We start from the raw sequence: 20,937 nt of genomic DNA on the forward strand, positions 1-20,937 counted from the left end.
AAATTTGTGAAAGATTAATCTTCTAATCTAAAATACCGGGCTTATTTTTATAAGGAGGGGGACATTTAATTGTGTAAATGGTATAAGAAATACTTAAACCGTTATAAAACAACCAATCATTGTCGTAGGGGTTGGCAAGTGTCTTGCCATCAACTTCAAACAGGTTATCCACCTGATCCGTGAAAAGCTTTCGAGCCCCAAACTCCGCCCCAAGGTTCCAATGCTTACTTAAGGCATACTTTACGCCTACCCCAAACGGAATGGCAATGGCCACATTTGTTTCAAAAGGCTTGTTTAGCTGCGTGCTAAGGTTTTCATTTTGTGTGGAGAGCCTCACATTATAGAGAACCCCGGAAACACCACCAAAAAAGTATGGCGAAATGCGCGTTTTCTGGCTCAGGTCATAATAATCCAGAAAATTATACTCTGCTACTAAAGACAGTTCTGCTAAAGACACTGCTGCCTCAGCCTGGCGGTAGTTAGGCAACGGAAGATCAAACGCTTCATCACTGAAGGTATTATCATCAATAATGCGATGGCTGAACAGGAGCCCTGCTCTCAGGGTGATAGGCTGCGAGATGTCCTTGCGGAAAAACACCGTTAACGCGGGTTGGTTGTTCAGAAAACGGTAAGAAGGAGATAACTCTCCTTTATAGTTAGCTCCACCAATACCTACACCTATTTCACTGGTAGAAACATGACTGGACTGCGCAAAAACAGGAAGGGTAAAAAAAAGAACTCCTATCTGCTGTACAAGGCAAACAAGGAGTACTTGTCTAGATATTTTTAAATTCATGTAGGTTACTAACGGAGTTTAGAGAATAACGATGCTTTGCTTCTTCTATTATCTAAACTTTGGTGTTCTAACCCCCGGATTGAGAATATAATGGATGGTTAGGCTGGTTGTGATGTACCAGTCATCATCCGATCTGTTCCCTCTTCTTTGGTTGCCGGGCGTTCCATAATCGTCCGGGAAAGTAATGATGGCATACGGGGTGCCGCTAGGGTCAGGTGTTGTTCCGAAGCCACTCATGGCGCTACGGTCCGATAATAATGCAGCAGCTTTTGGATTACTACCTCCGCCGTTTAGGATATCATTTTTCCAGGCATAACCAGTGCTGGAATCGTCCAGGTAATCAGTGAATGTTTTCCTCCAACCCAGTTCCAGGCTCAGGTCCCAGTTCCTGTCCAGTTTATACCTTACGCCCAGGCCAAACGGAATTGAAATACCTATTTTCTTATATGGTTCCGGATAATCACCTTCCGCGTACTGGCCTTCCGTGCCTAATGGCTGCAACTCATACCAGCCTGTAGGGATGTCCTGATCAGGGGTAATACCCGGGAAGGACCCATTCTCATAATAAGCTTTCGGGTTATGATGAAAAACAGCTACCCCAAAAAACATATATGGCGCAAAATCAGGTCGGCGTTGATAAGTCTGACGGTTCTCAAACAAATCAATAATGCCTATCAGGCTAAGCTCCGAAATATCATTCCTAAAGGAGAGGTTACGCCCAAAGCGCCCCATGTTCTCTGCTTCGTTTACTGAGGCACTCAGCATATCATCTCCCATAATGCGGCCCCAGTGAAAAGCTACTTTTCCGGATATGCGCGGCCTGTACCTGCGGGTATAATTGATACCTACGTTAGGGCGCGTAGACTTGAAACGCAAACTTGTAAAGTTCGGCTCCGGCACTATATCCCCAAAATAGTTCATAGCGCCTAAGCTAAGCCCGATAGAGCTGTACCGCTTCCTCATTGTAAACAGCTGCGCCTCCGCATCTGTGACAACTAATGTCATGGTGAGGGTAAGCAGTAATCCCAGGGCACAAAGACTTCTCATAAACAAAACAAATCTGAAGAACAGAGTTTCTTAGAGCAAGAAACTCCCAACTTATTAAGTGTTAAGCAAAAATAAACATTTAATCTTGCAAAGGAAATAATATAAAGGATATTTAATATCATCTATTTCAGAAGAATATTCCTTTTATCCAGCCCCCAGTTTAATTTACTCCGCAGCGTTGTCAGGAAGTTAACGTGATGGAGCTTTACTAAGCGTGCTGAGAAATTCTCCCGCCTTACTGCCAGTTGTACCGACATATCTACTGGGGTAGACCTGGAATCGAGCGAAGCCAGATAACCACTGCTACGGCCCTCAACTTCAAAAGAAATCACGCTCCGGTCAGATACAATCATGGGCCTCACATTCAGATTATGGGGACATACGGGCGAGATAACAAAATTGTTGGTCTGTGGAAGCACCAGTGGCCCGCCACAGCTTAACGAATAGCCTGTGGAGCCAGTAGGTGTAGCCACCACCAGACCATCGGCCCAGTATGAGTTCAGGTATTCCCCGTCAATGTAGGTATGCACCACAATCATAGCAGATGTATCGCGCTTTAAAACACTGAACTCGTTAAGCCCAAAGTTTATCCCGTCGAATATCTCCTGATCGGAATCCACCCGTATCAGTGCCCGGTCATCTAAAGTATAGTGCCCTTTATACAGTGCATCCAGGGCGATGTTAATGCTATCGTAAGGTATAGTAGCCAGGAAGCCAAGGCGGCCCGTGTTTATACCAAGTATGGGAATCTCCTGGGCCCCGACATAAGTAACAGAATCAAGCAGGGTGCCGTCGCCACCAATGCTTAGCACAACATCGACATCCTCCAGCTTATCACCCCGGTTAAAGGTTTGTATACCAGTAGGCAGGTTCAGGGTATTTTTCAGGTAGAGCTGGAAATGCTCCACCATAAACAAGTCTGCCTTCCGGCGCTGCAGCTCATCAAAAAGCATCTGGATGAAAGGTGCAATGCTATCGCTGAAGGGTTTGCCAAGTATAGCTATTCTCATTGTTGATCGTTTTAAAAAGGAATCCTGCCACTAAAGTATAATCCCCTGTCACCTTCCCGGTTTAACGTGTACTCCAGCCGGAGCACAATATCATAGAACGTAACAGCGTGTAAGCCCAGCCCTCCACCTGCTAAAACACGATTTGTAAGCGGGTTGTTTTCATCAAAAACATTATCTGCAACATACCCGGCATCTGTAAAAGCGTTCAGGTAAACAGACAAAGGGATATTATTAAACTTTGGGCTATCTATAAATTTAAGCTTAATACTTTTAATATCAAGCAACTGGCGCGTAATACCTTGTTTAAAAAGGCCGTAATGCTGCCCTCCCACTACGTAAAGCTCATAACCCCTCACCAAAGACCGGTACCCCAGAGCAATATTATCAGCAAACGCGTGCTCGCCGGCCAGGCGCAGCTGCCCCTCCACACCTGCCATGTAAGAGTATTTATCGGAAAGCTTAAAATAACTGACATACTTGGCCCGGGCCATAGTATAAGGTGAACCCGTGTCCTTCAGAAAAAAAGTCTGTGCCAACCCTGCTTCAAAGTAGCTCCCTGACAGCGGATACACAAAATTATTGCGCAGGTTTATAACCTTATAAAGTTCCAGGCGAATGTACTGCCGCTCCGTTAACGCATCGGCATAATATTCAGGGTTTAACCTGGATACTGAGTCAGAAATATGTTCATTATGATAAGATACCCTCAGCCCTTCCTGCCTCGCCACACTCTGCCGATGGATGATGCCTGCGGCTACAGAAGTTCTTTTGATCGGCAGCACCTCGTCCTGCTCAATAAAGCGCTGCCTGTTCTTATAATTCGTGTAGCTTGTAACGCGGCTCCGGTAATCTGACAGGGCAACCTCAGCGCCTAAGTTGTATTGCCGTATAAGGTAAGGCACCCTGTACGACACCTCCAACCGTTTATTAAAGCCTTGTTGCACGCGGAGGCGCACTTCCTCATTCCGGCCCCTAACGTTTTTCCGAACCAGGTTTAAACCGTAGTCAATGCGGCTCCAGTCTTTTTTTTCGAGCCAGGCATTAAAATTTCTGTCTGCAAAATCCAGAATAGGAATCGGGTACAAGTAGTAGCGTTCCTGCACTACATATTGCACCTGCACATGGCCAGCATTACAGGTATAAGTATAACTTACCTCATGAAAAAGGCGCAGGTTAAGCAGTCGCTTCCGGTTCTCTTCCAGTATTGGCTCCAGTTCATTGCTTGCAATGGAGTCACCGGGAGCAAAGCTCAGCTCCCGCAGCATTACCAGGGGTTTTGTGATTTCGTTACCGGCAAACGTAATGTTGCTTACCTCCACCACCGGATCTGCACAAGGTGAGGCCTGTAAAACAGTTATAGAGAAGTACAGGCATGCTACTAAGAAAAGGAACGAACGGAGCATCAACGCACCAGCTTAAATATCCAGGTATTTAAAAAGCATGTCCAGCCTGTCGCGGCCTATGTCCTGCTCAGTGCCATCGTTGAATTGTGCTGTAATACGATATTCGAAGCGCTCTAGCGTTGCTATGATGCGGCTCATGTCGGTAGTGTTCAGCTTGAGGGTAAGTTTGATCTTAAAGGGGTCCAGCTCATCTGGCGATACATAGGCACTTAAAATCTTGGTGCCTTCCTCTTCTATTAATCGGCTTATCTGGCTCAGAGAGTAATCCCGTTCCGGCATAGAGAGCACAAGAATACTTCCCTGCCCCTGCAACGCCGACATCTGCCCGAACGCAGCCAGTGTATCATTAATGGTGATGATACCGATATAATCCTGCTCTTCGTCAAGCACCGGCACTACCTGTATCTTGTTCTTTATGGCAGCCTCCATTACATCATAGAAATGCTGCTGCCCCTGCACGTGCACGTCCTTATATTCCAGTTCAAGCTCTTTAAGCGGCTGTGCCCGGTCCAGGAGCTCAATCAGGGTTTGTTCTGTTGCCAGGCCCATGTACTTGCGGTTGCTTACCACAGGCAGTTCATTCACACGAAACTCATCCATCCATCGCAAAGCTTTTTCTACGGTATCGTAAAGCTTTAGCGGCGGAATCATTTGGTTGATGAGTTCTTCTGCTATCATGTGGCGGTTTCAGTTATGGGGGTTTTGGCTAAAAATTTTTCTAAGATACTGTTAAACTTCTCAGGATGTTCCATCATTGGCGCATGCCCGCATTTATCAATAAAATAAAGATCCGAGTTAGGTATAAGCCTGTTAAATTCATGGGCTACCATCGGTGGTGTGATCGTATCGTTCAGGCCCCATATCAATAACGTAGGCACATTGATATTTGTGATATCTTTGGCCATATTATGTCGTTGTGCCGACTTGGCTATGGCAATGATGCGCAAACATTTCGCATTACTGTTGGTGATATCAAAAACCTCATCTACCAGTTCTTTAGTAGCTGTGTTCGGGTCGTAAAAAGTATAGGCTACCCGCTCCTTCACATACTCGTAATTGCCACGCTTCGGAAATGATCCACCCATGGAGTCTTCGAAGAGGCCGGAGCTGCCGGTTAACACCAGGCGCTTCACTTTGCCACCGTTTTTTAAGGTATAAACCAGTGCCACATGCCCACCCAGTGAATTTCCCAGAAGGGTCATATCATTCAGTTGCATATGCTTTACAAAGTCTTCTACAAAAGACACTAAACCAGACACTCCGGCCTTATGCAGCGACATCTCATAGATCGGCATCAATGGAATTACAACACGGTAGTGCTTTGAAAAATGATCTACGACACCATGCCAGTTGCTGAGCGCCCCAAACAAACCGTGTAGCAGAACCATTACCTCTCCACTTCCTTCGTCGATGTATTTAAATCCGCCTTCCTGTTTTATCTGTAAATCCATGTAATGTAAGCTTTGTAAAAGAAACGTATTTTTTACCTAATACGGTTAATTAGCATGCAATATTAGCAATACTAACCCAATTTTGAATCATCTGGAGTCCATAAGTAGTTAAGGCCGCCTCCGGATGAAACTGTAGTGCGTACAACGGCAGCGTTTTATGCCGGAAGGCCATCAGTTCTCCTCGGGCTGTGCAAGCCAGGGGCAAAAGGCAATCTGGTGTATGGCACAGCACCAGCGAATGGTACCGGACAACGGGCATCTGTTTTGGCAAGCCTTTAAAAAGCGGATCATCCTCGCACACGATCTCCGATACTTTGCCATGCATCGGTTTTATACCTTTCTCCAGGGTTGCTCCAAAAAACTGCCCCAGTGCCTGGTGCCCTAAACAAATCCCCAGCATCGGCACCCGTTCATGATAATAGCGGATCACGTCCATCAGGCAGCCGGCACTTTGCGGCACTCCCGGCCCAGGCGACAATACAACCGCTGTAACTGGCAGTTGTTTTATTTCCTCCAGTGGCACATCGTTTCGAACTACCATAGCCTCTACGCCAGCCTGGCCCAGGTAATCTACTAAGTTGTAGGTAAACGAGTCAAAATTATCGAGCAGGAGTAGCATGACTGACAGTGTGCAATTATTTTCGCTATATTCTTTACCTTAACTACCTGCAGGCTAAAAATTCTGCTGCAGCGAAAAGATAAGGGCTTTCACAAACGGAAGAACATACCCCAGAATATCCAGCGCATAAGGAGTGGTTTTTAAAACTACCGGGTATACCATCGAAGCTGCAGCCGTATCTTCTGACACACTGATACCGGCCATATCAGAAACATAAAGCAGCAGGCTCAGCGCCACGCACCACTTTAAGGCACCAAGTATACTTCCCAGTACATTATCGAAAAGACCAAATGGCGTAAAGTCAATCACCTTTTTCAAGATCAGGCCACCCACATGAATAAGCAGGATGATTCCGACGAACACCACCAGAAACGTAACATAAGGCAGCAGCCCGTGTGCGTCTCCAATAAAATCCTTCATTACAGGCAAAGCGGTATCTAAAAGCTTTAGGCCGCCAAGTATAGCCAGCACCAGCCCTACCAAAGATACCAGCTCTAATAGCAGCCCTTTGCGGAAGCCTTGGAAAGCACCATACAAAATGGGCAATGCCAGAAAAAAATCAAACGTGCTCAAGGGTGAAATAATTTAAAATATCCCGTGCTGCTCTTGCAACTAGCCTAAGCAGCACGAGACACTGCCTTTCAGACAGTCTTCCAGATAAAATTTAAAAATCAGTATTGTTCAACAGCTGTCCTACTGCCGTCGAGATTGCGCGTCCGTCTGCCTGCCCTGCCAGCTCTTTGGAAGCAACTCCCATTACCTTACCCATGTCAGAAGGTCCGGTTGCGCCTACACGTTGTATAATTTCTACCAGGCGCACACGCAGGTCACCTTCGTCTAACTGCTTTGGAAGGTATCCTTCTATCACAGTCAATTCCTGCAGTTCGATCTCCTCCAGGTCTGTGCGGCCTTGCTGCGCATAGAGCTCTGCCGATTCGCGGCGCTGCTTGGCTGCTTTTGTCAACAGCTTCATCTCTGCATCTTCACTAATACCTTCGGTGCCGCCTTTCTCAGTTTCGGCCAGCATAATCTGCGACTTTATACTTCTAAGGGCCTGTAAACGGGCTTTATCTTTTGCCAACATGGCTTCTTTAATGTCGGCGTTAATGCGTTCTTTTAATGACATAGTTTTATATTATTAGTTCTTTAAACTGTTGAGATACTGCTTTTCATGTAGCAGCCTGCTTTTATACGTGACTACAGCAGAGGGTATAAGTTATCATCTTAAACAAAATTCCACTAATTTAGTCATTCATTTATGTAAGTTAATAGCATGGCCTTTACAGGCTACAACATAACACCTATGACCAAGCTGAGTGTAAATATAAACAAAATAGCAACGCTTCGGAACGCCCGCGGCGGCGATAGGCCAAACGTGGTCCAAACGGCAAAGGACTGCGAGCGCTTCGGTGCTCAGGGCATTACCGTGCATCCGCGCCCGGATGAGCGTCACATCCGTTACCAAGATGTGTACGACCTGAAACAAGTGGTAACCACCGAGTTCAATATCGAAGGCAACCCAACTCCGGATTTCCTGAAAATGGTAAAAGAGGTGCGGCCGGAACAGGCAACACTGGTGCCCGATGCCCCCGATGCCATCACCTCAAACGCTGGCTGGGACACCCTAAAATACAAAGATTTTCTTACAGATGTGATCGGTGAACTAAAAGAAATCGGGATTCGCACCTCTATTTTTGTTGACCCGGAAGTTGCCATGGTGGAGGGAGCCGCAGCAGTAGGCACCGACAGAATAGAATTGTATACCGAAGATTACGCCCGCCATTATCATGCTAACCGGGAGCAGGCCATTGCTCCATACCTGGCAGCGGCCAGAAAAGCGCAGGAATTTAACCTCGGACTTAACGCCGGCCATGACCTGGACCTGGATAACCTGAAATACCTGCATGATACGTTGCCTAACCTGATGGAAGTGAGCATTGGCCATGCACTGATCTGCGATGCACTTTATTATGGCCTGGAAAATACCATACAGCTGTACCTTCGTCAGCTTAAGTAGATGGTAAATACAATAACGATACAGGAATTTTTAAAAAAGGCAGAGCAACTGCCAGTGCTCGACGTACGCGCACCTAAAGAGTTTGAAGCCGGGCATATTCCCACAGCACATTCCTTTCCTATATTTGATGATGAGCAGCGCGCCAAAGTAGGCACTGCATACAAGCAACAAGGCCATGACCCGGCTGTGCTGCTTGGCCTTGACCTGTTTGGCCCTCGCATGTCAGGTTTTGTAAAAGAAGCCACCAAACTGGCTAAAGACAAAGAGCTGTTAGTGCATTGCTGGCGTGGTGGCATGCGAAGCGGAGCGATGGCCTGGCTGCTTGATTTCTCAGGATTTAACGTGCACCTGCTCCAGGGAGGTTATAAAACATACCGGCACCTGGTGTTGGAGCAGTTCAGCTTGCCCCGTAAGCTACTTATACTCGGTGGCCTTACCGGGAGTGGCAAGACTGACATTCTCCCCTACCTGGCTACACTAGGCCAACAAACTGTAGACCTGGAAGGCTTAGCAAGCCATAAAGGATCTGCTTTTGGAAGTATTGGCATGGCGCCACAGCCCAGTACTGAGCATTTCGAAAATCTGCTGGCTACGGAGCTGCTAAAGCATGACCCGCTTCAGCCACTGTGGCTGGAGGACGAGAGCAAAACAATTGGCCGTGTTGTGATGCCTCCGGAACTTCATAACCAAATGCAGGCAACCCCTACCATTGCCCTGGATATCCCTAAAAACCTACGTATCCGGAAACTGGCACAGGAATATTGCCAAACCGATAAAGCCATACTGGAAGCATCTATCCTTAAAATAAAAAAACGGCTTGGCGGCCTGGCAACCAAAGAGGCCTTGGCTGCTATTGCCGGAGGTGATATGGAGAAGATGGTTGAGCTAGCACTCGCTTATTATGATAAGGCTTATACTTTTGACCTGGCTAAACGGCAACATGTACTGCCCCTGGAATTACAAAGTATAGATCCCGAAGAAAACGCTGCACAAGTGGTGCAGTTCGCTAAAAAGAATAATTTACTATAGCCATGGAAGATACCACTGCACAAGACATAAAACTTACCCAATACAGTCATGGAGCTGGATGCGGCTGCAAAATATCCCCGAAAGTACTGGACTCGATCCTGCACTCCGATATCCATTACCCGGAAGAAAAGAACCTGCTGGTAGGCAATAGTTCTCGTGACGATGCAGCTGTGTACGACATCGGTAACGGCAAAGCTGTTATCAGTACGACTGATTTCTTTATGCCGATCGTGGATGATGCGTATGATTTTGGTCGTATTGCTTCTGCCAACGCAATATCGGATGTGTATGCTATGGGCGGCACACCGATGATGGCAATTGCCGTACTGGGCTGGCCGATTGACAAGCTATCGCCGGAAGTAGCCCGAAGAGTAATTGAAGGCAGCCGCAGCATCTGCCACGAAGCAGGCATTCCATTGGCTGGCGGCCACAGCATCGATAGCCCGGAGCCGATCTTTGGTCTGGCCGTAACAGGCATGGTAGACATCAAAAATTTGAAGCAAAACGACACTGCTACAGCCGGCTGTGAACTATACCTTACCAAACCATTGGGCGTAGGCATACTCACTACTTCTCAGAAAAAAGCCATACTTAAATCTGAACATGCACACCTTGCGCCGCAGCAAATGATGCAACTGAACAAGATCGGGGCGGAACTGGGGCAACTACCACAGGTAAAAGCCATGACCGATGTAACGGGCTTTGGCTTGATGGGGCACCTTTCCGAAATGTGTGAGGGCAGTAACCTGACAGCTAAGGTATATTTTGATAAAGTACCGGTACTACCTGAAGCATTAGAATACCTGGCTCAGAATGCTATACCTGGCGGAACACACCGTAACTTCGATAGCTACGGGCATAAACTAGCAGAACTTACTCCGGAGCAAAAACACCTGCTCTGCGACCCGCAAACCAGTGGCGGACTGTTAGTAGCTGTTGATCCGGCTGGCCGCGAAGAAGTGTTGCAGGTGTTTGAAAAGTATGGCCTGCAGCTACAGCCTTTTGGTATGCTTCAGGAGCGTGAGGTTGAAGAGAAACTGATTAAGGTGGAATAAATATTATCTACCTGTCACCTGCTTCCGTACTTCCTATAATTAGTTCACATATGCCCATGTATGCCGCCAGTTTGAGCAAAGCGGTAACTGGTGGCCGGAATGGTAGCCAGTTTGTAATTGGCAAAAGTATAGCTTTAAATAGTACGCCAGTTACAAACTGGCCTCATACTATGCCACAAGTTGCGCTAACGTTAAACTCGCGGCATAGCTTGGAAATTACATGTACAAGTAAAATTCCCCTCCTTGGAGGGGCTGGGGGTGGGTAAAGAATCAGAGTTTACTGCTCAATCCTGAGGCTTAAATATTCATGAAAAATAGTACCTGAAAGTATGAAACTACACTATAAAGAAATGGGCCATGGCCAGCCGCTTCTTATTTTGCATGGCTTGTTTGGCACATTGGATAACTGGGCAACCCTGGCAAAACGATTAGCTGAGCATTACAATGTATTTCTTGTGGACCTCCGTAACCACGGCCGCTCCCCGCACAGCGAGCAGCACGATTACGATGCCATGGCTGCTGATGTGCTTCAGTTAGTTGATGACCTGCAGATACCAACACCTGCCATAATGGGCCACTCGATGGGTGGTAAAGTTGCCATGAATTATGCGCTGAAGTATCCTACCCGCCTCACAAAATTAATTGTAGTAGACATTGCCCCTAAAGCTTATCCCCCACATCACGATGAGATCATAGACGCCCTGCAGTCTGTAGACCTGAGCAACGCCACCAGCCGTGGAGACATCGACAAGCAATTGGCAAAGTATATCAGACAGGAAGATGTACGCCTGTTCCTGATGAAGAACCTCTACCGCAAAGAAGATAATACGTTTGGCTGGCGCATGAACTTAGATGCTATTGAAAAAAACTACGAAAAGATAGCCGGAGCTATTACCGCAGATGTCCCTTTCAAAAAACATGCATTGTTTATACGTGGCGGCAGATCGAACTACATTACGCAGGAAGATCTGTACTCCAACATAGAACACCTGTTCACTCTCGTGGAAATGGAAACCATACCGGAGGCAGGCCATTGGGTTCATGCCGAGGCACCGGATAAAGTGTATGATTTAGTAACTACTTTCCTGAGCACTGACTAGGATCAGGATTTTCAGGATTTGAAAAGATAAACAGGATAAATTCTATAGTACCAGTAAAAATTAATTGTGGTACAAGCTCATGCTAATCGATCCTGAAAATTCAACGCCATCCTGCAAATCCTGATTCAGACGAAATGCCATGAAAGCAGTGGCAGTTAATTAATCTCCTACCTTTGCAGACATGAAAAAAGCCGGCACCTTATATCTTATTCCCACTGTACTTGCTGAGGGGACTGCAGACAAAGTAATATCACCGCAGGTAACAGACACTGTTAGCCACCTGACTTATTTTATAGTAGAGAACCTGCGCACGGCCCGCCGCTATGTGAAGAGCATTTGTCCGGAGCTGGTTATAGAAGAGCTTAAGTTTGTACAGGTAGATAAAGATGCAAGCCCGGCACAGGTGCAGGCTTCGCTAAAGCCTCTGCTGGAGCAAGGTATAGATGCTGGTATTATATCAGAAGCCGGATGCCCGGGAGTGGCAGACCCTGGTGCAGAAGTTGTAAAGTATGCACACCAGAAAAACATAAAAGTTATACCCTTTGCCGGTCCTTCGGCCATTCTTTTGAGCTTAATGGCTAGCGGCTTTAACGGTCAGCAATTTGCCTTTCACGGCTATTTACCTATAGAAAAAGGGCCACGTCTGCAAGCACTACGTCAACTTGAGAAGGAGATGCAACAGCGTAACCAGACTCAGATCTTCATGGAAACGCCTTACCGCAACAACAAACTTCTGGAAGACCTGCTTACTACGCTACACCCTGAAACAAAGCTTTGCATCGCTGCCAACATCACTTCTCCGGAACTGGAGTTTATCCAAACCAAAACCATTCAGCAGTGGAAAGGTAAGCTACCGGATATACATAAGCAGCCGGCTGTGTTTTTGATCTACAGATAGAACTTTTACTTCAGCATAAGTAACACATCCTCCCCAAGTTCAAGATAAAGCAAAACCTCAGCTGCTGGAGCTGAGGTTTTTTGTTGTGCTATCCCAAAAAGAAAAGGCCCCCGGAAACCGGGGGCCTTTGTCCAATGAAGAAGACTACTACCTAGTATTCTAATCTATCTACTTTATTAACCAATTATTCTTTTGTTAGTCAACATCCCACCAAACGTGAGCTGTGTTGCTGTCCTTAGAAGGCGTCAAGTCTGAAAGTGCTGCAGTATAGTTTGCATTGTTCAGGTTAACTTCTTCAGTTGGGTACAGGTATCTTGTCGGAATCTGACCATCGTTCTGGTAATCTTCTGCAGGAGTAAGATGTGGATAATCAGTTCTTCTCCACTCTGCCCAGGCATCGAAGCCCATTCCGAACAAGCTTTTCCACTTCTCTTCGCCAATGACCTGTGCCAGGCCACCTTGTGCAGTTGCAACATCTGCAAGACGTGCAGTAGCATAAGCAAGGGCTTTATCGCTGATAGCTACACCAGCATCATTATGCGCATCCAGTGTTTTGAAAGACATTACGATACCTTCTTTTAGCATATCAGTAGCAACCTCAGTTGTCCAACCTAACATCGCCGCTTCAGCTCTGTTCAGGTAAGTATAAGATGCTGTCATTAAAGGCAACGGAGAAGTATTGTTCCAGTAGTTTTTAGTTGACATTTGATTTTTACCAGAACCGCTACCATCTGCATGGCCATAAGGTACACCTTCAGCTGTGGCTGACTTTGCGTAAACCTGGATTCTAGCATCAGCAGCAGTGTTTGAAGTAGGGTTCAGTGAAGATGCCATTGGATCACCTTGTAAAGCATCTACAAACTCACCTGTGAGGAAGTAGTCACGCGTTCTGTTCGAGTTCCAAGGGTTTCTGAAACCAGTAACGTCCTGAAACTTGAACCAAGCTTCTTCGCCTACTTCATCAATAACACCAGCAGGATCATTTAAAGCTGCTTTAAATTCAGTAGCGGCATAACCAGATGGCGATGGAAAACGCTTAGATAATTGTAAGGTAGTTTGTAGCAAAGCAGAGTTCGCTAACCTTTTCCATGCATTTACATTGCCATTATAGATAATATCACCAGTTGGCATATTTTTAGATGCATCCAGCATATCTCTACCTGCCTTTAACTCGCTGATAAGCGCCTTATAGATATCCTCTTGCTTATCATAAGCTGGAGAAAGATCATCCAGTCCTTTGAAAGCTTCAGAATATGGAGCATCACCCCAAGTATCAGTCACACGCTTCATCACAATTGCTTTCATGATCATTGCAACACCGATCTGATTCTCCGGAGCACCTTGAAGTATGAAATTAGGTGTGATGTTTTCCTCGTTCTGATTGATCTTTATAACCTGATCCAGGTTAGAAAGCACATCTACATAGTAAGTGTACCATGATGCCGGTGCCTGAGAATACAACATCTCATCTGTGTAAGTTACCTGAGACTGGTACTGTACATACAGAGTTGGTTGCGTTATTCCCTGTCTTCCTGTAATATTACCATAAGACATCATAGCACTAGCCATCAGACCAGAAGCAGATGGGTCTTCAGCACCATTTTTGTTCTCATTGGTGTCACCGAAGTCCACCGTTTCGCATGCCACGAAACCTTGTGACAGCGACGCGAATAATAATAAATATATAATCCTTTTCATTTTCAATTTTTTAGAAAGTTAACCTAACATTTACACCATAGCTTCTCGTTCCTGGCAACTGTCCGTTCTCACCGAATGTCTGAGACAATTCAGATGGATCCCAACGATGAGTATTGTCTTTAGATACTGACATCAGCCACAGGTTTCTGCCAACTACACCAACTGTAGCTCCTTTTACAAAGAAGTTCTTCTTCAGCAGGGTAGAAATATCGTAAGACAAGCTAACATCTCTTAACTTAATAAAGCTTGCATCGTGGATAAATGGCTCAGCTAACCTGTTGCCATAAAACTGTGTAAAATAGTCATATGCATCTACATAAGTATCTACTTTTTCACCGTTTGCGTCAACACCTGTTACGTGAACACCACCACCATCAGCAACTGCATCACGTACGTTGTTGCCTTTGTCGTTTGTAGCAGCAGTTTCTTCTAACAGACCAGAAGACTCACCCCACATCTCAGTTAATGAGAAGAAGTTACCACCTTTCTGGAAGTCAATAGAAGCAACTAAAGAAAGGCCTTTGTAGCTAAATCTGTTCAACAAACCACCAGTGAAATCTGGAAGTACGCTACCAAAGTATTGGTTTCTTTCAATCGCATACAAGCCATTCGACTGAAGGATCTTGTTGCCTTGATCATCTCTTGCAAAGCCAGTACCTCTTAGCTGACCCCAGTTGTTACCAAGCTCATGGATAACCGTTGCAAAAGCGTAGGCATCAGAACCACCTGGAGCAGTGATAGCTTTAAAATCAGCTGGAAGTGCATCAACAGTAGTTCTGTTTCTTGCAAAGTTGAATGTCGCATTCCAGTTAAAGCCATTGTCAGATCTGAAAATATCTCCATCTAAGGCAAGCTCGATACCTTTTCTTGAAGACTCACCAGCGTTAGTAAGGAAGGCATTGTAACCAGAAGCTCTGGATGTACTCACAGGGATGATCTCGTTCTTTCTGCTCTCATCGTAGTAAGTAAAGCTTAAGCCAACTCTGTTCTTGAAGAACTTAACATCAAAACCAGCTTCCATAGAAGTGTTTGTTGATGGTACAATGTTAGGGTCTACCAGTGTAGTATAGCGGTACATCAATACATTTGAACCCAAATATGGTTTTGCACCCAAAGAGTATATTGGATTGATCTGCAATGCATCCACATCGTTACCTACCTGTGCCCAACCAGCTCTCAACTTACCAAACGATAATGCGTCGAAGTCAACAAGCTCAGAGAAGATTAAGCTGGCACCAATTGATGGGTAGCTGTAACCATTCTTATCAGTCGGAAGCGCTGAGCTCCAGTCTCTTCTTACACTTGCATCCAGATAAGCCATATCTTTATAACCTAAAGATGCATTACCATAGATACTTCTCACCTCTTTCTCATACATGTATGGTCTAGGGGTAGGTAGTTCACCAGCATTCGCAAAATCATAAACATCAGGTATGATCAAGCCACCAGATTTGGCATCAACTGTCATCCAAGCCTCAAGGCTCTCATAGTCGTTTGTTCTGATGTTACCACCAACAAAAGCTGATAAGTCGAAGTCACCAAAATTATTCTCATACTTCAACATAGAGCTGAAGTTATTCTCAGAGTTTGATCTGCGGTACTTACCAAAGCTGTTTGACCAGGCATTGTAAAGCTCCGGAGCTGCAGAGTTTGACAGGAAGAATGGGAAGTGGTACTGTGATTCGTAGTTAGTCGCGTTTCTTGAACCAGTTACTGAGAATTCAAAATTATCATTGATCTTATAAGCAGCACTTAAGCTTCCTGCTATGTTGTTGTTGGTACGCTCTTGATTGTAGTTCTCAAGGAAAGTGTATGGGTTGAACCAGAAAGCAGGTTTCTTAAATCCTGCACCATAGTATGAATAATAGTCAGGTCCCCACCAGTTCCATGATGCAGAGTGTCCACCAGGTGTAACCAGGTCTTTTAGTTCTCTAAGTTTGCTGATGTCTACATCACGACCAAACCATGAGTTGAATGAACCTGAAGTTTGGTTACCATAACCATCATCATAATCACCGTGGATAGTAGAGTTTGTGAAGCGGATGTTTGAGTTAACAGTTAACTTATCTGTTGCTTTAAACTCAAAGTTCGTGTTCACGAAGTGCTTCATCAGGTCTGTGTAAGGAGTAATACCTGACTGATCTAGGTTAGTATAAGCTAAACGTGCGTTAAATCTATCGTTACCGCCGCTAACAGAGATACCGTTTTTCTTAGTTAAACCAGTATCATAAAAATCTTTAATGTTGTTTGGCTGAGCTGTGTAATTAGCAGTTTGTCCGAAGTATGGGTTCGGGTTTTCTGCAGTACCTTTCCACCAAGCGTACCATGGAACATACTCCTGTCCATCCAGTTTAGGTCCCCAGCTTTCGTCAGCATAGTTATTATCCCAAAGCAGGTAACGCTTTCCATCAAAAATTTTCCATTCTTCAGGATATGGCTCACCATCTGCACCAGCCTCAAAGTCAAAGATTCCGAATGCATCTTCACCGTCATATCCCTGACCATACTTATTCTGATACTTAGGCAGGTAAGCTACCTTATCCCATGTAGTTGCATTTGTAAGCTCAACTGATAGTCCGCCTGTGCCTTTTTTAGTTGTGATTACAACTACACCTGCCTCAGCTCTTTGTCCGTAAAGAGAGGTTGCGTTTGGTCCTTTAAGCACGTTTACCGACTCAACGTTGTTCATGTCGATGTCGTTTGGATCAGGCGTTGGAATACCGTCAACGATATAAAGCGGATCGCTATCGCTTGTCAGAGATATGGCACCCCTAATACGAAGCTTACCAAACTGACCTAGTTTAGAACCCGCCTGACCGTTGATCTGCACACCTGCAACTTTACCGGCAAGAGCGTCTTTCACGTTCACACCTTGTGTAATGTTCAGGTTTTTAGCAGTAACCTCTTGTGAGGCATACGTAATTGTTCTGGCCTCTCGCTTAACTCCAAGAGCAGTTACAACTACTTCAGAAAGTTGCTCAGTATTAAGCGGAAGAGCCACATCTACTGAGGCAGCATTCCCAATGGCCTTCTCGATATCACGATAGCCGATAAAGCTGAACTTCAGCGTGTTTGCACCTTGTGGCACATTTAATTTGTAAGTACCATCAGCAGAGGTAGCAGTACCAACAGTAGTACCTTTCACCATAACCGTTACACCTGGTAACGCCTGGTTTGTGGAGGCATCAATCACCTTACCGGTGATTGTCCTACTCTGTGCCATTGCTTGCTGAAGCAAGCAAGAGACCAGAAGGAAGGTCAGCATTAAAAGTTTTTTCATTGCGCTGTTTGTTTAAGGTAAGTGAATATAAAATATTGTTTTATTACCGAGAGGCTTACTCTATTTCAGCCTGATCAGCCAAGTAAGTGTAGAAAAATTTGCTACCGATAAGCGTTGGTGCAGTAATTTGATTAGGTAATCCCCTCTCCTGCAGTCGGAACTGGTATTATTTAGCCAGTTAAGATTTTTGCTCGTGCAGCAAATTAACGGAATAGTACAATAAAGTGTTTGAGTACTTTGCATCGTTCAAATTTGAACAATACATTGATATCATAGAACTTTAATTGCATTTTCATTAACCCTCTTTCAGCGCTCCCTGCTCAGACAGCAGCAAAATCAATTCACCCTTAGAAAAAGGCAATAGAAAGCCACCTGAACATATAGTTCAAAATTTTGGGATAAAGAAATTAACGATAAATTAGCCGGTTAACGCTTATGATGGTGATGGAGCGTTCAAAGAGGGGCTTTTAAAAATGCCTGGAAATGACGTCTCAAAGAGTACCAGTCTTTTCATATTAATATCTGTTTAAGGTGAGAGATTAACAAGTTTAATGAATTAAGTTCAGTTTCACAAAACTTTTCTTAACATTTGCAAGAAAAATGTTGCAACATTTATTTTCAGGTACTTGCACTCTAATTTATAACATATTAACTATGAGTGCTTTGCGATTAACACAATATTTAGAGAACGAAAATTATTTTTTATCAATTTTTATTACCGGAAGCTGCTGATGCTGTTCAAGTAGCTACGTCTATTACGGATACTAAAAAATTATGGGTAATAAATTAGTGTATAAAATATAAGCGAATTGAAATACCTAAATAATTAACTGATGCCTATGTGGGGGGATGGAGCAATACTAAAGTTGTAGCATGTAGCTGATCAACGCTATTTAAAACAGGTGGGACTGAAGACTTGGTAGTAAAAAAGAAAAGGCCCCCGGTTTCCGGGGGCCTTTGTCCAATGAAGAAGATTACCTAGTATTTTTATCTATTTACTTTATTAATAATCTCTGTATGATAGCACGCACATTAAGCAAACGCTATTATTATCTAGGCTTAATGTATTTGATTGTTTCTTCGAAATGTCTCGCTCCACCATTTGAAGTCCACTTTACGTGGAAAGTCTTTGTTGCAGGATCGTAATGGCTACTTGGATCTGTAGCTATAGGAAGAAGCGTTGTCATCGAAACAGTTACTTTGTTAGTTGCTGGGTCTACAGTATAAAACACTTCGTTGCTATAAGTAGCTACCAAACCGGTTTTTACAGTAAACTCACCAGTAGTTGCCATTACTATTGTTGCTTCTTTGCCAGCACCAAGTGACTGATCAGCTGCGCCCTTATAACTATACTTTCCATCATACTGGTTCTTCGCTTTAACATTGAAGATTGCAGCACCAAAGTTTCCACTGATCGTACCTGTAGAAGCTCCGCTTATTTTCAATGGAATACCATATTGCTTAGAGAAATCAAACTGATCAGTATGAACAGTAATCGGAAGGATCGCTTTTCTTTCGCCTTTCTTTATTGTTACCTGAGTAGCCTTAAGCTCATAAAGCTCTGACGGCATTAAATCATAGCCATTCTCAAATAGAGCATCCTCAGCAGCTGCGTCCGGATCATCATTTGTGGCAATAGCTTCTGCCCTTGCATCCGCTTCAACTTTAGCATTAAACTCGTCTATTAGGGCTGGTAAAACTTCAATATTAACAGTGATGTCCTCTGGCGCTACATCAGTCCCTGAATAGCTTACTACAACTTCCATTTCAGCCGCAGGTTTAACTTCGTACGCTGATGTTACCACAGGAAACAAGTAGCTTGAAGAAGGATATACTGAAGGGCTTGCAGAAAACTCGATGATATTTGCTGCATCAGCTGTATCAGGTACAATACGCTCATCGTCCAAGCAAGAGCTTAGGCCCATGCATAGCACAGCAAATGGGAGTAGTTTAGTCAGTAATTTCATATTCTTGATATCTTAATATTTAAGGTTATTTAACATCCCAGAACACAGCTGTTGACTGAGGATTGATGCTTCCTTCTTTGGCAACGTTCGCAGCGTTATAACTGTACTCGTTTGCTGGATACATCAAACGCTTAGGTATTCCGTTAGAACCTTTACTAGGAGAAAGAGACAACGGAAGATCAGAAGGAACTCCTACTCTTCTATAGTCTACCCATGCTTCAAAATTGTTAATGCCTACCAACGACAAGTACTTGTGCATTACAATGAACTTCACCTTATCAGTTGCAGCATCATAGTTTACAAGGTCTACATTATCTTGTGCCAAGTATTCCTCTGCAACCTGAGTAGCAGATTTTAAATTGCCTGTAGTAGCATCCTTTTCTGATACTCCTAACCATTTGAATGATTCAATAACTGCATCTTTCCAAGCCGCTTTAGGCTCACCTGGCAACAAACCTCTTGCAGTAGCTTCAGCCTGCAGGAACTTGCTTTCAACAGAAGTAAATAACCACTGCGGCTGTGTTGCCGTTTTTGCCAGACCTGGCCCTGCTACATCAGATGAATTAGCAGCCTTAGGAGCACTGTTTGGTATTACCTCACCAAAGTTATAGCCGTAGTAAGTGTTTCCACCCTGCGGAGTTTTTGCCTTACTGAAGTAATACTGATAACGAACATCGTTACTAGTTCTAAGCTTACTAAGAACATAGTTGTTTGCTCTGTTATAGTTATCAGCTACAGAACCAGTAACATCTAACTTATATGCGTTCCAGAATGGATTTTGTTGGCCTCCAACAACTGCATATCCAGGCTGTACTTCAGCAGTAGTTGATAAAAAGCCACTACCATCAGTCGTGATTTTTGCCATTTGTGAAGCGGCATCAAAACCAGGAACTTCAGCTTGGCGAAGGATTAGTTTTAAACGCTGGGTGTTAACCAACTTTCTCCACTTTGTTACATCACCACCAAACATAATATCAACAGTTTCCATGGCAGGAGTTACTTCGGCCTCTGCAAAAAGCTTTGCAGCTGCATCAAGCTCCACCAGAAGGCTATCATAGATATCTTCACCTTTATCGTAAGCAGGCAGAATGTTGTTTTTAAAGTCAAATGCCTGAGAGTAAGGCACATTACCATACTGGTCAACCAAATACATGAAACCAATTGACTTAAGGACCTTAGCTGTACCCTGATAGAACTTCTGATCAGTTACTTTAGCCTTTTTTTCCATTAAGTTAACATCGTTCAAGATGTCATACCAACCAGCCCACTCATCAGATTGGTACTGCGTTGTAATGTTATAAGACTCCTGCTCAGTAGATGGACCATAAGTACCAGAGCGTGCCCAATAGCCCGTCCAATGTGCTGCATAGTCATATGATGTTGCCATTCTTGCTGCCGTCGCATGTAGCGCTCTTGGGAGAATCAACTGTGGTGTGATTGACTCCTCAATAGGGGCATTTGGATTTTCGTTGATATCGAAGAAATCATCTTTACAACCCGTTGCTGCAAAAAGCATCAAGAAGGAAAGAATCGGATATATAAACTTTTTCATTTTCTATTAATTAGA

18 protein-coding genes are annotated in these 20,937 nt (G+C 44.5%); 5 read left to right on the top strand and 13 right to left on the bottom strand.

All coding sequences use genetic code 11. The annotated features are described in order from the left end of the window. Positions 1-22 precede the first annotated feature (22 nt). From ACSX1A_RS15230 to ACSX1A_RS15270, 9 genes are all read right to left on the bottom strand, one after another. Positions 23-796 carry a DUF6089 family protein gene (locus ACSX1A_RS15230; RefSeq protein WP_439880498.1) on the bottom strand — a complete coding sequence of 258 codons (774 nt, stop codon included), beginning with the start codon at positions 794-796 and terminating at the stop codon, positions 23-25. Between the two features lie 48 nt (positions 797-844). Further along, complete coding sequence (locus ACSX1A_RS15235) at positions 845-1,843, bottom strand: DUF6089 family protein (protein ID WP_439880499.1); 999 nt, start codon at positions 1,841-1,843, stop codon at positions 845-847. 122 nt (positions 1,844-1,965) lie between these two features. Beyond that, positions 1,966-2,853 carry an NAD kinase gene (locus ACSX1A_RS15240; protein WP_439880500.1) on the bottom strand — a complete coding sequence of 296 codons (888 nt, stop codon included), beginning with the start codon at positions 2,851-2,853 and terminating at the stop codon, positions 1,966-1,968. A gap of 11 nt (positions 2,854-2,864) precedes the next feature. Next, positions 2,865-4,256 carry a BamA/TamA family outer membrane protein gene (locus tag ACSX1A_RS15245; RefSeq protein ID WP_439880501.1) on the bottom strand — a complete coding sequence of 464 codons (1,392 nt, stop codon included), beginning with the start codon at positions 4,254-4,256 and terminating at the stop codon, positions 2,865-2,867. Positions 4,257-4,268: 12 nt separating this feature from the next. Continuing rightward, positions 4,269-4,934 (bottom strand): CBS domain-containing protein, encoded by a 666-nt coding sequence (locus ACSX1A_RS15250; protein ID WP_439880502.1) that lies wholly within the window; start codon positions 4,932-4,934, stop codon positions 4,269-4,271. Next, positions 4,931-5,707: an alpha/beta fold hydrolase gene (locus ACSX1A_RS15255; RefSeq protein WP_439880503.1), complete on the bottom strand. Its 777-nt coding sequence runs from the start codon at positions 5,705-5,707 to the stop codon at positions 4,931-4,933. The genes ACSX1A_RS15250 and ACSX1A_RS15255 overlap by 4 nt, the downstream gene beginning before the upstream one ends. Before the next feature lie 49 nt (positions 5,708-5,756). Continuing rightward, positions 5,757-6,326, bottom strand: coding sequence for an anthranilate synthase component II (locus ACSX1A_RS15260; protein ID WP_439880504.1), 570 nt, complete (start codon positions 6,324-6,326; stop codon positions 5,757-5,759). 54 nt (positions 6,327-6,380) lie between these two features. Next, a complete protein-coding gene (locus tag ACSX1A_RS15265; RefSeq protein ID WP_439880505.1) occupies positions 6,381-6,899 on the bottom strand; it encodes a CvpA family protein in 519 nt (172 codons plus the stop codon). Between the two features lie 91 nt (positions 6,900-6,990). Next, on the bottom strand, positions 6,991-7,452 hold the full coding sequence (locus ACSX1A_RS15270; RefSeq protein WP_439880506.1) for a GatB/YqeY domain-containing protein: 462 nt from the start codon (positions 7,450-7,452) through the stop codon (positions 6,991-6,993). 177 nt (positions 7,453-7,629) lie between these two features. Between ACSX1A_RS15270 and ACSX1A_RS15275 the strand changes: the two genes are divergently transcribed. From ACSX1A_RS15275 to ACSX1A_RS15295, 5 genes are all read left to right on the top strand, one after another. Continuing rightward, positions 7,630-8,343 (top strand): pyridoxine 5'-phosphate synthase, encoded by a 714-nt coding sequence (locus tag ACSX1A_RS15275; RefSeq protein ID WP_439880507.1) that lies wholly within the window; start codon positions 7,630-7,632, stop codon positions 8,341-8,343. Then, positions 8,344-9,372, top strand: a complete 1,029-nt coding sequence (gene mnmH, locus ACSX1A_RS15280; protein ID WP_439880508.1) for a tRNA 2-selenouridine(34) synthase MnmH — start codon at positions 8,344-8,346, stop codon at positions 9,370-9,372. Between the two features lie 2 nt (positions 9,373-9,374). After that, positions 9,375-10,427: a selenide, water dikinase SelD gene (selD, locus tag ACSX1A_RS15285; protein WP_439880509.1), complete on the top strand. Its 1,053-nt coding sequence runs from the start codon at positions 9,375-9,377 to the stop codon at positions 10,425-10,427. A gap of 329 nt (positions 10,428-10,756) precedes the next feature. Continuing rightward, complete coding sequence (locus tag ACSX1A_RS15290) at positions 10,757-11,527, top strand: alpha/beta fold hydrolase (protein ID WP_439880510.1); 771 nt, start codon at positions 10,757-10,759, stop codon at positions 11,525-11,527. Positions 11,528-11,708: 181 nt separating this feature from the next. Next, entirely contained in the window at positions 11,709-12,425 is a 717-nt protein-coding gene (locus tag ACSX1A_RS15295; protein ID WP_439880511.1) for an SAM-dependent methyltransferase, read from the top strand. A 195-nt stretch (positions 12,426-12,620) separates the two neighbouring features. Here ACSX1A_RS15295 and ACSX1A_RS15300 read toward each other — a convergent pair whose 3' ends face one another. The 4 genes from ACSX1A_RS15300 to ACSX1A_RS15315 all read right to left on the bottom strand — a co-directional run bounded on the left by ACSX1A_RS15300 (position 12,621) and on the right by ACSX1A_RS15315 (position 20,922). Further along, positions 12,621-14,123 carry a SusD/RagB family nutrient-binding outer membrane lipoprotein gene (locus ACSX1A_RS15300; protein ID WP_439880512.1) on the bottom strand — a complete coding sequence of 501 codons (1,503 nt, stop codon included), beginning with the start codon at positions 14,121-14,123 and terminating at the stop codon, positions 12,621-12,623. A 10-nt stretch (positions 14,124-14,133) separates the two neighbouring features. Continuing rightward, positions 14,134-17,403, bottom strand: a complete 3,270-nt coding sequence (locus ACSX1A_RS15305; RefSeq protein WP_439880513.1) for a SusC/RagA family TonB-linked outer membrane protein — start codon at positions 17,401-17,403, stop codon at positions 14,134-14,136. Between the two features lie 1,049 nt (positions 17,404-18,452). Beyond that, a complete protein-coding gene (locus ACSX1A_RS15310; protein WP_439880514.1) occupies positions 18,453-19,310 on the bottom strand; it encodes a DUF1735 domain-containing protein in 858 nt (285 codons plus the stop codon). Positions 19,311-19,395: 85 nt separating this feature from the next. Beyond that, complete coding sequence (locus ACSX1A_RS15315) at positions 19,396-20,922, bottom strand: SusD/RagB family nutrient-binding outer membrane lipoprotein (protein ID WP_439880515.1); 1,527 nt, start codon at positions 20,920-20,922, stop codon at positions 19,396-19,398. Positions 20,923-20,937 lie beyond the last annotated feature (15 nt).

Origin of the sequence: Pontibacter sp. MBLB2868, from assembly GCF_051904785.1 — a bacterium.
Classification (GTDB): Bacteria; Bacteroidota; Bacteroidia; order Cytophagales; family Hymenobacteraceae; genus Pontibacter.